Origin of the sequence: Allocoleopsis franciscana PCC 7113 (assembly GCF_000317515.1) — a bacterium.
GTDB classification, from domain to species: Bacteria; Cyanobacteriota; Cyanobacteriia; order Cyanobacteriales; family Coleofasciculaceae; genus Allocoleopsis; species Allocoleopsis franciscana.
This window is the reverse complement of record NC_019738.1, coordinates 2,408,641-2,424,406: the sequence shown is the minus strand read 5'-3', so window position 1 is coordinate 2,424,406 and position 15,766 is coordinate 2,408,641. Positions and strand designations below refer to the sequence as shown.

11 protein-coding genes are annotated in these 15,766 nt (G+C 46.6%); 5 read left to right on the top strand and 6 right to left on the bottom strand.

The window, feature by feature from the left end; all coding sequences use genetic code 11:
* Nucleotides 1–94: 94 nt before the first annotated feature.
* Entirely contained in the window at nucleotides 95–3,427 is a 3,333-nt protein-coding gene (locus tag MIC7113_RS10275; protein WP_015182089.1) for a non-ribosomal peptide synthetase, read from the bottom strand.
* Nucleotides 3,428–3,561: 134 nt separating this feature from the next.
* Between MIC7113_RS10275 and menD the strand changes: the two genes are divergently transcribed.
* A complete protein-coding gene (gene menD, locus MIC7113_RS10270; protein WP_015182088.1) occupies nucleotides 3,562–5,472 on the top strand; it encodes a 2-succinyl-5-enolpyruvyl-6-hydroxy-3-cyclohexene-1-carboxylic-acid synthase in 1,911 nt (636 codons plus the stop codon).
* A gap of 420 nt (nucleotides 5,473–5,892) precedes the next feature.
* Nucleotides 5,893–6,105 carry a hypothetical protein gene (locus tag MIC7113_RS10265; RefSeq protein WP_015182087.1) on the top strand — a complete coding sequence of 71 codons (213 nt, stop codon included), beginning with the start codon at nucleotides 5,893–5,895 and terminating at the stop codon, nucleotides 6,103–6,105.
* 122 nt (nucleotides 6,106–6,227) lie between these two features.
* Here the strand turns inward: MIC7113_RS10265 and MIC7113_RS10260 are convergent, their stop codons facing one another.
* The 3 genes from MIC7113_RS10260 to MIC7113_RS10250 form a co-directional block, all read right to left on the bottom strand.
* Nucleotides 6,228–6,428: a hypothetical protein gene (locus tag MIC7113_RS10260; RefSeq protein ID WP_041779984.1), complete on the bottom strand. Its 201-nt coding sequence runs from the start codon at nucleotides 6,426–6,428 to the stop codon at nucleotides 6,228–6,230.
* Nucleotides 6,429–6,745: 317 nt separating this feature from the next.
* Complete coding sequence (locus MIC7113_RS10255) at nucleotides 6,746–6,988, bottom strand: DUF7219 family protein (RefSeq protein WP_015182085.1); 243 nt, start codon at nucleotides 6,986–6,988, stop codon at nucleotides 6,746–6,748.
* A gap of 52 nt (nucleotides 6,989–7,040) precedes the next feature.
* A complete protein-coding gene (locus MIC7113_RS10250) occupies nucleotides 7,041–7,550 on the bottom strand; it encodes an MgtC/SapB family protein (protein ID WP_015182084.1) in 510 nt (169 codons plus the stop codon).
* 236 nt (nucleotides 7,551–7,786) lie between these two features.
* Here MIC7113_RS10250 and chrA point away from each other — a divergent pair, with 236 nt between their 5' ends.
* Complete coding sequence (gene chrA / locus MIC7113_RS10245; RefSeq protein ID WP_015182083.1) at nucleotides 7,787–9,004, top strand: chromate efflux transporter; 1,218 nt, start codon at nucleotides 7,787–7,789, stop codon at nucleotides 9,002–9,004.
* 38 nt (nucleotides 9,005–9,042) lie between these two features.
* On the opposite strand, the gene MIC7113_RS38030 is transcribed toward chrA, so the two are convergent.
* Nucleotides 9,043–12,315: a two-partner secretion domain-containing protein gene (locus MIC7113_RS38030; RefSeq protein ID WP_015182082.1), complete on the bottom strand. Its 3,273-nt coding sequence runs from the start codon at nucleotides 12,313–12,315 to the stop codon at nucleotides 9,043–9,045.
* Nucleotides 12,316–12,765: 450 nt separating this feature from the next.
* Between MIC7113_RS38030 and MIC7113_RS10235 the strand changes: the two genes are divergently transcribed.
* Nucleotides 12,766–13,029, top strand: coding sequence for a DUF4212 domain-containing protein (locus tag MIC7113_RS10235; protein ID WP_015182081.1), 264 nt, complete (start codon nucleotides 12,766–12,768; stop codon nucleotides 13,027–13,029).
* Nucleotides 13,030–14,721: a sodium:solute symporter family protein gene (locus tag MIC7113_RS10230; RefSeq protein ID WP_015182080.1), complete on the top strand. Its 1,692-nt coding sequence runs from the start codon at nucleotides 13,030–13,032 to the stop codon at nucleotides 14,719–14,721.
* Between the two features lie 384 nt (nucleotides 14,722–15,105).
* On the opposite strand, the gene MIC7113_RS10225 is transcribed toward MIC7113_RS10230, so the two are convergent.
* Complete coding sequence (locus MIC7113_RS10225) at nucleotides 15,106–15,723, bottom strand: cation transporter (RefSeq protein ID WP_015182079.1); 618 nt, start codon at nucleotides 15,721–15,723, stop codon at nucleotides 15,106–15,108.
* Nucleotides 15,724–15,766 lie beyond the last annotated feature (43 nt).

The window sequence follows — 15,766 nt, the reverse complement described above, 5'->3', positions numbered from 1 at the left end:
CAGGCTAGATATCAATGTAACCTGGTGCAAGATATAAGGAAGAGAAGCGATCGCATTTGGCATGACGAGAGGATGCGAATACTGTACCTTTCTCTCAAAACTCCACATCTTCTCGCTCATTCCTTATAGAATTAGCCGTATCCTGACCTTGAATTGCCCAACGAATTGTTTCAATATGCTTAGCTAAACTCGCCACAGTCGGAGCCTCAAACAAAATACGGACAGATAACTCTACCTGAAAGGCATCCCGTATCCGAGAAGTTAGTTGAGTTGCCAGCAGAGAATGACCCCCTAATTCAAAGAAATTATCGTAAATTCCGACTTGCTGTTTTCCCAAAATCTGACCCCAAATTCTCGCTAATTCCTCCTCAATGCCAGTCCCCGGTGCCACATAATTTTGTTCTGTATCCAGATTAAAGGCATCGACCTCTGGTAGAAGATGGCGATTGACTTTACCATTCGGTGTCAGTGGCAAAGAATCTAGCACCACGTAGGCTGAAGGCACCATATATTGGGGTAACTTCTCGTTCAAAAATTGGCGCAACTCACTCGATTTTGGATGGTTAACTTGCTCGTTAAAGACAATGTAGGCGACTAAGTGTTTATCATCCGGTACATCCTGCTGAACCATCACCACTGCTTCTCTCACGGCGGGATGCTGATTGAGTACAGATTCAATCTCTCCTAACTCGATCCGGAAGCCGCGAATCTTGACTTGATTATCAATTCGACCTAAAAACTCGATGTTGCCATCTGCTCGATAACGAGCTAAATCACCTGTTTTATAAAGGCGCGTTCCTGGCTGAGCCCCCATAAAAGGTACCCCTACAAATGGATTGGGAATGAATCGTTGAGATGTTAACTCAGGACGGTTGAGGTAGCCTCGCGCTAGTCCATCACCACTGATGTACAACTCTCCTGGAATGCCGATAGGTACAGGCTGAAGCTGCTCATCTAACAGATAAATATGCGTGTTTGTAATAGGGCGACCAATGGGGATAGATGTTGCTTCTTCCGGTACATCTTGCACCTGATAAAAAGAAGAAAAGGTTGTCCCCTCGGTTGGCCCATAAACATGACTTAATTTCTGTGGCGCTCCCTTTTTCAGAACCTTTCTTACCCATCTAGGATCGACCACTTCACCTCCAAATAACAAATATCGCAATGAAGCAAAAGCCTGGGGAATATCTCTGGCAATCTGTTGGAATAAAGCGGTGGTTAGAAATAATACAGTAATGCCTTTTTGTTGGAGTTGTAAGACAAAATCATGGGGCGAAAGCAGGACATCTCGGCTAATACCAACAAGCTGAGCGCCATGAAGCAGTGCGCCCCAAATTTCAAAGGTTGCAGCATCGAATGACGTATTCGAGACTTGGGCAATTTTATCGGCAGAGTCTAACTTGATATAGTTCGTATTGCAAACCAATCGATTCACGGCTTTGTGCGGGATAGCCACTCCCTTGGGTTTTCCGGTTGAGCCAGATGTATAAATAACGTAAGCTAAATTATCACTTGTTACACCACTGGTTGGGTTTTCTAAACTTTCTTGGGTAACACGATTCCAATCCGCATCTATACCAATAATTTGTAATTTTTGTGGGCCCAGACGTTCAACTAAATGCTGCTGTGTTAATAACACTGAAACTTGAGCATCCTCAAGCATAAAACTTAGGCGCTCTTGGGGATAACTAGGGTCTAAAGGTAAATAGGCTCCTCCGGCTTTCAGGATAGCCAACATTCCCACGATCATCTCTACAGAACGCTCTACACAAAGTCCTACTAAAACATCGGAACTGACACCCTGTTTTTGTAAGTAATGTGCTAATTGATTACTGCGACTGTTCAGTTCTTGGTAAGTCAGTGAATTATCATCAGAGATGACGGCGATCGCATTAGGATTGTGTTTGACCTGCTCCTCAAATAACTGATGGATGCAGCGATTTTGGGGATAATCGGCAAAGGTGTCATTCCATTCCCCTAATAACTGCTGTCGCTCAGCGTCTAACAGGATGGGTAAACTGGCAACCCTGGTTTGGGGATTCGCCACAATCCCTTCGAGCAGTGTTATAAAATGTCCTACCATGCGGGTAATCGTGGCTGCATCGAATAAATCCGTGTTGTACACCACCACGCCTCTAATGCCTTCGGAGTGTTTCCATTCCTCCCCCCACAGACTTCTGAAGCCTCCGGAAGCATCCCAAAGGTGAAACTCCAAGTCAAAGCGCGTGGTTTTAAAGTCAATCGTCAGAGGACTTAGGGTTAATCCGGGCAATTCCAGCGCCTCCATGGGTGCATTCTCAAAACCAAACACCACTTGGAATAGGGGATGGCGGCTTAAGGCACGTTGGGGATGCAATTCTTCGACGAGCTTCTCAAACGGCAAATCTTGGTGAGCATAGGCTCCCAATGTGACTTCCCGTACTCTATCAAGCAATTCCTGAAAGGTTGGGTTGCCCGATAAGTCAGTACGCAGGACTAAGGTATTGACAAAAAAACCAATTAACCCTTCAATCTCACTGCGGTTGCGATTGGCAATAGGCGAACCGACGACAATGTCCTCTTGCTGGGTGTAGCGGTAGAGTAGGGTTTGGAATGCTGCCAGCAAGGTCATAAACAGAGTCACCCCTTGTTGTTGGCAGAGTTGCTCTAATCCCTGACTTAAGCTTGGGGATAGCTCTAGATATTGAGTCGCTCCTCGATAACTGGGTACAGTAGGGTTTGGTCGATCTGTGGGCAGATTCAGTCGGGAAATGCCATCCAATTGTTGCCGCCAGTAGGTTAACTGAGTTTCCAGAACTTCTGTTTGCAACCATTCGCGCTGCCAATGGGCAAAGTCGGCATATTGCAGAGGCAGTTCTGCCAGAGGAGAAGGCTGATTTTGAGTAAACGCGGTGTAGATAGCGCTTAATTCCCGAATCAGCACTCCGATCGACCAATCGTCGCAGATAATATGGTGCAGATTGAGCAATAGTACATGGTCTGTCTCCTCCAGCTTCAACAGGAATACTCGCAGCAACGGGCCAGTGGCAAGATTGAAAGGACGTTGAGATTCCTCACTCACCCAGCGCTTGGCTTGAAGTTCCCTTTCCCCGGCGGGACAATGTTGTAGGTCGATGACTGGCAAATTCAGGGTGAATGGGGCGGCGCAACTGCCCAAGGGAGACGCTGACACATCCGCGAAGCTGTCCGCAGGAATCATCTGAACGAGTTGCTCTTGGGCTATCCCAAAGCGGGTGCGTAAAGCTTCGTGCCGACGTACAATTTCGTGGAACGTCTGCGCCAAGGCACTGAAGTTAAGCGAACCGATCAAACGCAGTGCTGTTGGAACATTATAAAAGCTATTACCGGGAACTAATTGGTCTATGAACCACAGCCTAGCTTGAGCAAACGAGGCGGGGAAAATAAAGACTTCTTCTTCCTCAGGCATGTGGTACGTACTCGTAAGAACTGATGCAGAAAGGGGTGATTGATTGAGGCAATATTCCTCCCAACTCTCAAAAAACCCTAACATCTTATATACAAGTACGGGAATCTTGTTTTTCCGATACGCGATCGCTAGCAATGCCCATTGATTTTCGTAACATTAACACTGTCTGGGCTTCCATCCTGACGGAAACCCTGAAACGCTTAGGATTGACCACCGCCGTCATCTGTCCGGGGTCACGTTCAGCCCCTCTCGCTGTCGCTTTTGCTCAACAAAACCAGATAGAATCAATACCGGTTCTGGATGAACGTTCAGCCGCCTTCTTTGCCTTGGGAATCGCTAAGGCTACTCAACGTCCGGTTGTCCTCCTGTGTACCTCTGGCACAGCCGGGGCAAACTTCTACCCAGCGGTGATTGAAGCCAAAGAAAGTCGGGTGCCGTTGCTCATTTTAACGGCTGACCGTCCCCCGGAACTGCGAGATTGCCATTCTGGGCAAACTATTGACCAACTCAAGCTATATGGTCATTACCCCAACTGGCAAACCGAGTTATCGCCGCCTTCTGTGGGAATTAGTCGATTGAGATATCTACGGCAAACCCTGGTTCATGCCTGGGAACGCGCCCTATTTCCAACTCCTGGCCCGGTTCACCTCAATATACCCTTCCGCGACCCCCTCGCGCCCTTACAGCAACTCGATCCGGATACCCTCCCCTCCCCATTTGAACTCGAAGAGTTGTTCACGAATTTATCCCATTCCCCATTACCCATTACCCATTACCCATTACCCAGTCCCTACTCAGAATGGCAACAATGCGATCGCGGTATCATCATTGCAGGTGTTGCCCAACCTCAGCATCCCAGAAACTATTGTGATGCGATCGCACATTTATCCCAAACTCTAGGATGGCCTGTACTCGCGGAAGGACTCTCACCCGTGAGAAACAATGCAGACATCAACCCTAATCTGATTTCCACCTACGATCTCATCCTGCGTAACCCGAAACTGGCGCAACCCCTCACACCCAAAATGGTGATTCAAATTGGTGAACTGCCAACGAGTAAGGAACTGCGTACCTGGTTAGATCAAACCCAACCCCAACGCTGGATCATTGACCCCAGTCATCATAACCTTGACCCCCTGCACGGTAAAACCACCCATCTGCGGACAACCATTGAACAACTGGTGACGACTCTTTCTCCCATTCAAAAAGCGAGGGATACTGTTGGCGAATTAACTGACGAGTCAAACCCCTCCCCAACCCCTCCCCTAAGAGGGGATGGGCTTTCCGGCACCCCCTTCCCTTGCAGGGAAGGGGGCAGGGGGGTTAGGTTTTCCGAATTCGCCAACAACATCGGGAACTTAGGGGAAAATTCAACCTCTGGCTACCTAAAGCAATGGTGTGAACTTGAAGCCCAAGTTAGGTCAGTTGTTGACCCAAAAATGGCTACGATGACTCAATTATTTGAAGGGAAAGCCGCCTGGTTACTCTCTCAAATTCTCCCACCGGACACACCTTTATTTATTGCCAATAGTATGCCGGTGCGGGATGTGGAATTCTTTTGGCAACCCAACAATAAAAGGATTCAACCCTTTTTTAATCGGGGTGCTAACGGCATTGATGGCACCTTATCCACCGCTTTGGGTATGGCTCACCGTCATCAGAGTAGTGTCATGCTGACGGGTGATTTAGCCTTGTTGCATGATACCAATGGTTTCTTACTGATAAACAAATTTGTCGGTCATTTAACCATTGTTTTAATCAACAACAATGGCGGTGGGATTTTCGAGATGTTGCCGATTTCCCAATTTGATCCACCCTTTGAAGAATTCTTTGCCACCCCCCAAAACATCAACTTTGCACAATTATGTATGACTTATGGGGTAGAACACCAATTAATTAAATCTTGGGAGCAGTTTAAGGAATTGTTAAACCCACTTTCTGCGGCGGGAATTCGAGTTTTGGAGTTGCAAACTAACCGCAAAGCTGACGCTAAATGGCGCAAAGAGTATCTCATCAAGTTGGCATCGGGTCTTAAAATCGTTTAGAGCGACGATCAGGAGTATTTGCAGAGCCTAAGCTAAAGCGCATTTAACTTGCACATTCTAAACACAGGATAAAAGAGCTCAAATCCGCTCCCCTGCTCCCCCGCCGCCTCAACAAGCAAATTACATGCGTAACAGCTTATTGAGGGGGCTTAACTCAACCTTAACCAGTGCTGACCCCTTCGACAGCTATGATCTGGACGGGGTGCATTGTAGCTTAATTCCAAAAGTATAATCTTCATGTCCGGCGGTCAAGACATCCAGAACGTTTAGATTTTCAGACGTGGCGATTCTCCATACTTCGGCTAAAAATTGCTTTTCCTGATTTTCAAAATTTTCAAACCCCCGAATTTATTGTTGGGAGCGGTCAACTTTATATTCTGAGCCATCGCTTAATTGCGTTCTGTCATAACCACCCCAATCATGAAAGATCCGGTATTAAAACAAGCCAAAGCCTGGGGGTTTGTTTGTCAAGAAGATAACCAGGGTACCTGGCAAATTTTCCCCCAACAATTTAAAGAAAGATGGACAATGAGGTTAGTCGAAGACAGATGGTTACTCATCGTTGGTGATACCCCTCAAGTTCATCTTTATTCCCACGAAGCCATCACTTTTTTAGAGCGTCGTCGCCGTTGAATTTTCGGGGATTCTATTGAGAGCCTTTCCCTAGCTCAAGCTAGGGAAAAGAATCAAAGCTCTCGTTACGTCATCCTATACCCCGATTTTTAAACAAGGAGGTAATTTTTAATATTTAATTTTTAATTCGAGCCAAGTGACTTAACGGGTTTAGACTCATCCGTGGCAATTTCATTAGAACTCGTGGCTTTTTTTTGCAGAGCTGCTAACAATTGAGCTCTGACCTCTCGTGCCCAGCACTCAAAGTCAAAATTATCGTTCAATTCACTGATTTTTGACTTAACTGGCGAGGACGATTGGACATTCTTAAGGTTGGTATTCATTGTTACGTAGTGTTGCACAGCAATGTCTAGATTGGAACAAATATTTAAGCATATACCTGTATCGTAAGGCATATTTTTAGGCTTTTTATGCAGGGAATGCACGTAAATGATGCAAATTGCGAATAATTAAAGCCGAAACCCATAAAGAATACTCCTATGGGAAAGAAATATTAAATTACTCTTAATCTATTAACTAACCTATCATTTTTCGTGCATCGAATTCCTAATTTCAGGGAAAAACACAGAAATCAGTCGTAAGGTGGACATTACCCACCTTACCGAGCAATCGGCACTACTTCCTCAATTTACGAACATGTTTAACTCTCAGAAGACTTGCCACCAATACCTAATTGCTTTTTGGAACGCTTAAGCTGTTTCCAGAGATGTTTAATTTGGTTGTAAGCCTCTTCAGAAGAAATTTTGCCATTAGTTTCTAGGTTGCAGATAAAGCTGATTCGTTGGGCAAACTCCTGTAAATTGGCATTAAACACCAGGTTCTCCGGCTTAACCTGACCATAGTAACGACTGCGAGGGGAAAGAAATTGGTTGTGTTCAGTCATCACACTTTCCTTGTTTTGAAACGTTGGGTTTAGCTTGAACAAAATGGATAGGCTATTGCTCTGTTATCCTTGACTTTTCGATTTTTCCGTCTTTATTTTTAAGACGAATCGAGACTGACTTTTCGATTTTTTTCACTCCACTAAGTATGACCAGCGTCAAAATTGCCCCAATCAGACTCATTTGCCACAGACCACAGCCAATCGCGGCTCCTAATCCCGCTGCTACCCAGATGGTGGCGGCGGTGGTTAACCCCTTAACTTCTAACTTGCCCAATCTCTGATGGGATTGTTGCCAAATCATGCCAGCTCCTATAAATCCCACACCTGCGGCGACCCCCTGAATCGTGCGACTCAAGGCATTAGTAACCGTATAGGCACTGTCTGTTTCAGCTTGCAAAGGAATCATGACAAACATTGCAGCTCCCAAACTGACCAGCATGAACGTTCTCATTCCTGCTGGCCTACCCCCTTGTTGGCGGTTGATTCCAAGCAGGCAACCCACCAGTACTGCAAGTGTCAGTCTGAAGATTAGGGTTGCCCAATCGTTGGAATTGATCAACATAAAACGCCTCCTGTTTACTTCTGGTAGAATTCCATGGCTTCAGTTCGTCATGAAAGGTTGCCAGAGACAGGGCGAGGACTGTCAAGCGTTTATACCTAGCTAGCCTCAACTGTCTTGACTCTGACTTAAGTTACTCTTTTCTTAACTTACTCTTAACCTTAAATTAACTCTAAGGACTTGGCTGTATTCTCGGTGGTTGTTATGCTGACTACGACCAAGGGTGTGACTCGAACGCGATGAACCAATCAGTATCAGTGCGTCTGAGAGAACTCGCCAAACTCTTTCTGAAACTGGGCGTCATCGGCTTTGGGGGGCCAGCCGCTCATATTGCCATGATGGAAAATGAGGTCGTCAAGCGGCGTCAGTGGCTAACCAGGGAGCATTTTCTCGACCTGATTGGCGCAACCAACCTGATTCCTGGCCCCAATTCCACAGAGATGGCGATTCATCTGGGATATATCTACGCCGGATGGCTGGGACTGATTGTATCGGGTGTCTGTTTTATCTTACCTGCTGTTCTCATTACGGCTGGGTTAGCCTGGTTTTATGTGACCTATGGCACTCTGCCCCAAGTTGCATCTTTACTGTATGGCATTAAACCCGCAGTTTTAGGCATTATCTTAGATGCTCTCTGGCGCTTAGGAAAGAAAGCGATTAAGACTCGCAAGCTATTGCTCATTGCCTTGGGTGTTGTGCTGTTGTTAGGGCTGTTGAGACTCAATGAAGTGATGGCTCTGGTGATCGGGGGTATCTTAGGCATGGTTTGGCTGTGCACTGATGACCAAGACAACTTACCAAAAGACCAGGCAAACCTATTAATGGCTGGCTTAACCACAGGTGCAACGTTAACAGCGAAAGCGGCAGCGGGAACTTCGCTGGTTACAGCCTCAGCGGTAAATGCCCCATTGTGGCAGTTGGGTTTGTTTTTCCTAAAAGTTGGTAGTGTTTTGTTTGGTAGCGGTTATGTCTTGGTGGCGTATCTCCAAGGCGGATTAGTTCAAGAGTACGGTTGGCTGACACAACAGCAGTTACTCGATGCGATCGCCATCGGTCAATTTACTCCAGGCCCCGTCCTTTCTACCGCTACCTTTATCGGCTACACCATTGCAGGGATTCCCGGTGCGATCGTTGCGACGGTGGGAATTTTCTTCCCCTCCTTTATTTTTGTTGCCGCACTCAATCCCCTGATTCCTCGCTTACGCGCCTCTAAATGGACTTCGGCGTTTATCGATTCGGTTAATGCGAGTGCGGTAGCCCTGATGGGTGTTGTCACCCTACAATTGGGAGTCACGACTTTAACCGTACTGAAATTCCCATTTATTGATGTTCTGGCGGTAGCGATCGCAATCATTTCAGCCGTTTTGGCTATTCGTTTCCAATTCAATGCCGCCTGGTTAGTTTTAGGTGCGGCTGTAATCGGTTGGGGAGCTTCACTTTTAGGTTACAGTCCATGAAGATTGAACTGGCTCAATCAAACTGTCTAAAACTAATCCTAAGGTTTGATCGACGCTGGCTTGCGAGATTTGGCTACCTCAACAATTGCCGTCATTGGGTCAGCAATGGGTTCAAAGTGAATGTTAATCAGCGGCACATATTCAGTACCCAGAGATTGACTCACTAAGGATAAAATTGTCTGTTTCACTAAGTTTTGATTACCGGATAGACTCTGTAACCCCATATCACAATTAGCGAACAAATCATTCACATTGATTGACAAATTACCACCATTGGTATTCATGTAGTCAACAATTTTGGACAGAATATCTTGGAGTGATTCAGCTTCTTTGTTATTAGAAAAGGTACAACTTAGCACCCCTAAAGATGACACCGGAGTCGGCTGTTTTTGAGGTTGAGGTGAAGTTTCCTCTTCGGGTGGAGCAATTAATTTTGCTTGTGAGTTTGTCGCCGGATTCTTACTTGAACTTGAAGTTGGAGTTGAAGTTGGCGCTGGGGTTGGAGTTGGAGTTGGCGTTGGCGTTGAAGTTGGCGTTGAACTTGAAGTTGGCGCTGGGGTTGGAGTTGGGGTTGGAGTTGACGTTGGCGTTGGAGTTGGAGTTGACGTTGGAATTGGCGTGGGTTCTGGTGTTGGCGTGGGTTCTGGTGTTGGAGTTGGAGTTGGAGTTGGCGTCGGTTCTGGCGTTGGTGTTGGCGTTGGTGTTGGCGTCGGTTCTGGCGTTGGTGTTGGTGTTGGCGTCGGTTCTGGCGTTGGTGTTGGTGTTGGTGTTGGAGTTGGTGTTGGTGTTGGTGTTGGTGTGGGTTCTGGCGCTGGAACTGTACCACCAATTTGGTTGCTCCCCAGATCGTTAAAATTACCCAAAACCTGAGGAGAACTTGGAGCAGTATTTTCAGCAACAATCGTGCTTCCCAAGTTGATCACCGCATTAGGATTAGAGGAAATTCCCCCACCACTTACAGCCGCGCTGTTATTAGCAATCGTTGAATTGGTTAGAGTTGTCGTACCACCCTCAACGTACATTCCTCCACCTGTTGTGTTCGTTGAGTTGCCACTGACCGTACTGTTGGTTACCGTCAAGTTACTGTTATAAGAGAAAATACCTCCACCGCCATAGGCAGAGTTAGTCGCAGTATTACCACTGACGGTACTATTGTTGAGATTCAGTGTGCCCCAGATACTCATAATTCCAGCACCGCCTTCAGTTCCCGTCGTATTATTGCTAACGGTGCTGCCATTCAGATTAATCGTGCCCCAGCTAAGGATACCGCCCCCTGCATTAACTCCGTGATTGCCAGTGACGGTGGTATTGGTGAGATTGATTGTGCCAGATTCAGGTGATTGGTTGTAGTTGTTGAGGATACCACCACCGTTGTAGGCGCTGTTGTCACTAATCGTACTGTTATTGATGTTCAGTGTGCCAGTGCCTGAGTAAGCGATGCCACCACCCCATCCATCGCCTGCATTTCCATTTGCGATCGCTAAACCATCGAGGGTGACATTAGAAGCACTAATATCAAAGACACGGAAAGCATTGTTTCCACTCACCGTCGTCACTCCCGTTCCCGCACCAACCAGCGTCAAGGGTTGATTAATGGTGACGGGTTCAATGTACGTGCCTGCACCCAAACTAATAGTTGTCGTCCCTGTAACAGTCCCTACCGCATTGATCGCATTTTGAATCGTTCCTGCGGGTGGAGTTGAGTTTGGGTTAACCGCATTCAAATTAATTGCAAGATTGCCGTTGGTGATATTAATCGTTGAATCTGCCGACGGCGTGAGATAGCGTCCGGTTAAGGTCAACAACGCATTATTCGTGGCTGTAGCCGTGAGGGAATTATTCAGGAAAATATCACCATTCCCACCCGTACCGCCTGCCGTGGAAATCGTTACGCTGGTACCCGCCGCCAAGGCATTGGCTAAGTCAGTAATATTAATATTGCCCGTAGCACCGATGGGGTTAAAGTCAGGAAATGTCCCCCCTGTCGTCGCGGCATTGGAGATTGTGATGTCGCTGGGGTCAAGTAACCAAGTACCCGCTTGACCATTAATCGCCCCCGCATCGACGGTAGCGCCACTAACCTCCAAACCCTTCTTGCCGGAGGTTTCCACAAAGCCACCGTTGTCTCCCCGTGCGCTAATTTTGCCAAAGAAACGAGTAGTATCATCCGCCCAGACAATCACCTTACCTCCATTTCCTTGACTCGTGGCATCAGCATTAATGGTGGTCTGGCTATCCCCAAAGGTAAACTGAGCATTCGGTACTGTGCCTTGACCTTGATCATCTCCGCCAATCAACACCGTACCACCGCCATTCGTGCCGGAAGCGTCGATGTTGGCACCCAGGAACCCGACTTTGTTACCCAAAACCTGCACTCGACCGCCAGTCTGTCCAGAGGTGTTTAAAGCACCAGAGGCGATCGTGGTTGCTCCGTCACTGGGAACGACTGCCCCAGAAGCCGTCAGAACAACTTGCCCCTGTTCATTCACTGTGACACCCGTTGCTTGAGTGACACCCTCACCCGTAATCAGTTGGGGCAAAGATAGGGGATTGAGATTAGTAGAATTAGAAGTCTGGTTGGGGTCAATCTCCAAACTCAACAAATGTCCCGGTTGGGAAATCTTCACCAAACTCGACCCAGGTACTGCCGCAAGGGTAATTGTTCCGCCCGGTGCCGTTAGTGTCCCCGTGTTAATAACATTGCCACCCATTAAAGTGAGATTTTGTCCTTCATTTACCGCCAGATTTCCCGCATTAATCAGACTTCCTGGTTGACTAACATTAAAAGCCAATTGGCTGGGTTCTCCCACCAATTCCGCATAATTATTGGCTCCCGTGGCATTGAACCAATGGTTAGCCCCAAAACCAATTCCTGTCGCCGTAGTGGCTATGAATGAAGCGGGAACATTTAACTGAGCATTAGCCCCAAAAATCATTCCGGCAGGATTGATTAAATACAGATTAGAATTGCCGCCTGTAACTTGAATGAGTCCATTAATCACCGAGGCATTGCCTCCCGTCACCCGTCCCAAGATATTGTGGATATTGGGATTGGAGACAAAGTTAGCAATTTCGTTCGTACTTAGACCAAATTGACTGAAGCTGTGAAATAGATTGGTCTGATCTGGGGAAAGGGTGCCACCGGTAATATTGATCTGGTTGCCGTTGGGAGTTGCGATCGTACCTGTACCGTCTGGTGCTGAAGTGATAGATTGAGCTTGCACAGGAACGGGCAAAAGACAAAAAAAAGCTAAAAGTCCCAGGAGTTTTCGGGCTTTTAGCAGATTGGTTTTCGAGGGAGATAGGGACATACCAATAATTCTCCTTAACACGGAATTTTGATAGCAGACGCCCCTCAGCCCAACTCACCATCTATCATCATCTATATCTAAGTAAATTTGCTCAGTATTCTTACGGTTTTATTAAATCTAGACAAAACTTTTCTACGGCTTCATTAAAGCGAGATAAGAAACATCAAAGTTTCTTTTGTCTGTTTTGCCGCGCCTAAAATCGGCGGTTTTTTATCACCCCTAGTCGTCATGACAAAGGCAGGGTTGGAGAGAAAACGAATGTGCTACGGAATGAATACAACTTCGATTACATCGTTTTGTCATAAACACAGAATTTACACATTGTCTAATAAGAATTGATAAAAAACGCTTGATGCTCTTGACAAAAGTCAAGGATATCCAACTGAATATAACCACAAATTAAATAGTGTTTAATAAGATATTCCTCTGAGCGTTTAAAAAGTCAAAATTATGAACCAAGATAAGCGTCAGGCTTACTGGCGTGCCAACACCGCTTTAATTAGGAATCTCCTCATTGTTTGGGCACTGGTGTCCCTTGTCTTCAGTATCCTTCTTGTCCAGCCTTTGAATAATATCCGTTTGGGCGGCGTACCCTTCGGCTTCTGGATGGCGCAGCAAGGCTCTATTTTCGTCTTCGTTGGATTGATTTTTGTCTACGCCGTGCAGATGGACAAGATTGATCGCAAATATGGTGTCAATAGGAGAAGTAAATAAATGTCGGTTGAGGCTTGGACAACGACTCTGGTCATTATCTCTTTTATTTTGTATCTCTACATTGGGTGGCGTTCTCGCGTTAAAGATAGCAAAGGCTTTTTTGTGGCTGGGCAGGGTGTTCCTGCCCTCGCGAATGGTGCAGCTACGGCGGCGGATTGGATGTCAGCGGCTTCGTTTATCTCGATGGCGGGGCTGATTTCCTTCCTAGGTTATGATGGCTCGATTTACCTGATGGGTTGGACTGGCGGCTACGTGCTGTTAGCTCTGTTGTTGGCTCCCTACCTGCGGAAGTTCGGCAAATATACAGTACCGGATTTTGTGGGCGATCGCTATTATTCCAACGTTGCTCGTGTCGTCGCTGTGATTGCGGCAATCTTTGTCTCCATGACTTATGTGGCAGGACAAATGAGGGGTGTGGGGATTGTGTTTAGCCGCTTTCTCCAGGTAGACATTAGCACGGGTGTGATCATCGGGATGGTGATTGTCGGCTTTTTCTCGGTGCTGGGGGGAATGAAAGGCATTACCTGGACTCAGGTAGCGCAATACTTTGTGTTAATTATTGCTTACCTAATTCCGGCGATCGCAATTTCCCTACTCCTTACCAAAAACCCTATCCCTCAGTTGTCCTTCGCCTTTAGCGATATTGTCCCGAAACTCAACCAAGTCCAGCTTGATCTCGGTTTCCAAGAATATACGAAGCCGTTTGCCAATAAGTCGATGCTGGATGTTTTGTTCATCACCATCGCACTAATGGTAGGAACAGCGGGACTACCTCATGTGATTGTCCGTTTTTACACCGTTCCTGATGTACGCGCCGCACGCTACTCTGCCGGTTGGGCGCTATTATTTATCGCATTGCTGTACACGACTGCACCCGCTTTAGCCACATTTGCCCGCTACAACTTAATTAGTTCATTGCACAATCACACAATTGAAGAAATCCATCAATTGGACTGGGCGAAGAAGTGGGAAAATACCAAACTATTGACCTTTGAGGACAAAGATGGCAATGGGCGAATTGAGTTGAAGCCTGATAAAACAACTAGCGAAATTGTAATTGACCCCGATATTATTGTCCTCTCAACGCCAGAAGTGGCAAAACTAGCACCTTGGGTAATTGCTTTAGTAGCTGTTGGGGGTTTAGCAGCGGCTTTATCGACGGCATCAGGGTTGCTACTAGTCATTTCTAGCGCTTTCGCCCATGACATTTATTACCGGATGATTAATCCTGGAGCGAGTGAATCGTTGCGGGTGATGGTGGGGCGAGTGATGGTGGGATTTGCCTTAGCGATCGCGGGTTATTTCGGAGTGAATCCACCGGGGTTTGTCGCGCAGGTTGTTGCCTTTGCTTTTGGTTTGGCGGCGGCGAGTTTCTTCCCGATTATTATCCTGGGAGTGTTTGATAAACGGACAAATCGAGAAGGTGCGATCGCAGGAATGATTGTGGGTTTATGTTTCACAATCTTTTATATTATTGGGGTCAAATTCTATGGAATGCAGCCCTGGTTTTTTGGTGTCTCGGCTGAAGGAATTGGCACACTCGGCATGGTGCTTAATTTCATTGTCACTTGGAGTGTTTCGCGTGTGACACCCCCCCCACCTTTGGAAGTTCAGGAGATGGTTGAAGTCCTACGGATGCCTGGTGACGAACCCCCTGCGATTGAGGAATTGGATGAAGCTCATCTCGATTAATTTGCAAATTCTTGCTTCCGTTTTGTTTGTGCACCGTAACACAGCAACGAATGTGAGCGATCGCGAAGCGTTAGCCAGAAGCACAATAGGATCACAAAGCTGATGTGCAAATTGCATCATCTCAATTGCAGAAAAGACGCAAAGATGCAATTTGAAAGACGATTAGTTTATACCATTTCACTTTTAATCCGTTACACATCGACCCCCCTAGTCCCCCTTATCAAGGGGGGAACAAGAAAACTATCTGTAGCAAGCATTTAGTGAATTGGTATTAGAAGAACTCGGTTAAGTTGATACCTATTACAAAAGAGACTTTTGCTCATTTGTGGGAAGGGTTCAAGGGAAGTTCCTAGGGGGCTTCCCTTTAGTGCCTCGCTATCATAGCTATGCCTGCCTCAACTGTCGCCACGATTGAGAGAGAACGACTCCTGCTGATTTAGCAAAAACGAATGCGAGAAAGATTCCAACTACGATGTCGGGCAATGATGAACCTGTCAGGTAAACTAACCCTGCGGCACCAAGGACGGACGTGTTTGCAATAATGTCATTACGAGAGCAAAGCCACACAGATGACATATTAATATTGTCGTTGCGGTGTTGTGTGAGGAGATATAAACAGAACAAGTTAGCACACAGAGCCACAATGCCGATGGTACTCATCATTTTCAGTTCTGGAGGCGTGTTATTGGCTAATTGATAGGCTGCCCTCGCAAACACAGCTATAGCCGATAAGAACATGATGCTTCCTTTGAGGATGGCAGATCGGGCATGAGCCTTTCTACCCATGTTGATGACATATAGACTACTACCGTAAGCAATTGCATCGCCTAGCATATCCAGTGAGTCGCCTGTCAGCGCCAGGGAATTTGACCTGATACCCGACAGCAACTCAACACCAAACATCACGGCATTGATTCCCAGTACAGTCCATAAAACTTTGCTTTGCCGCTGGGTCAGCTTTTCTAGTTCGCAGGATTTCTTCTGACAGCAGTGGTCGGACATGGCTCACCTCTATAATGCTGTCTATACATTATGATATTCAAAA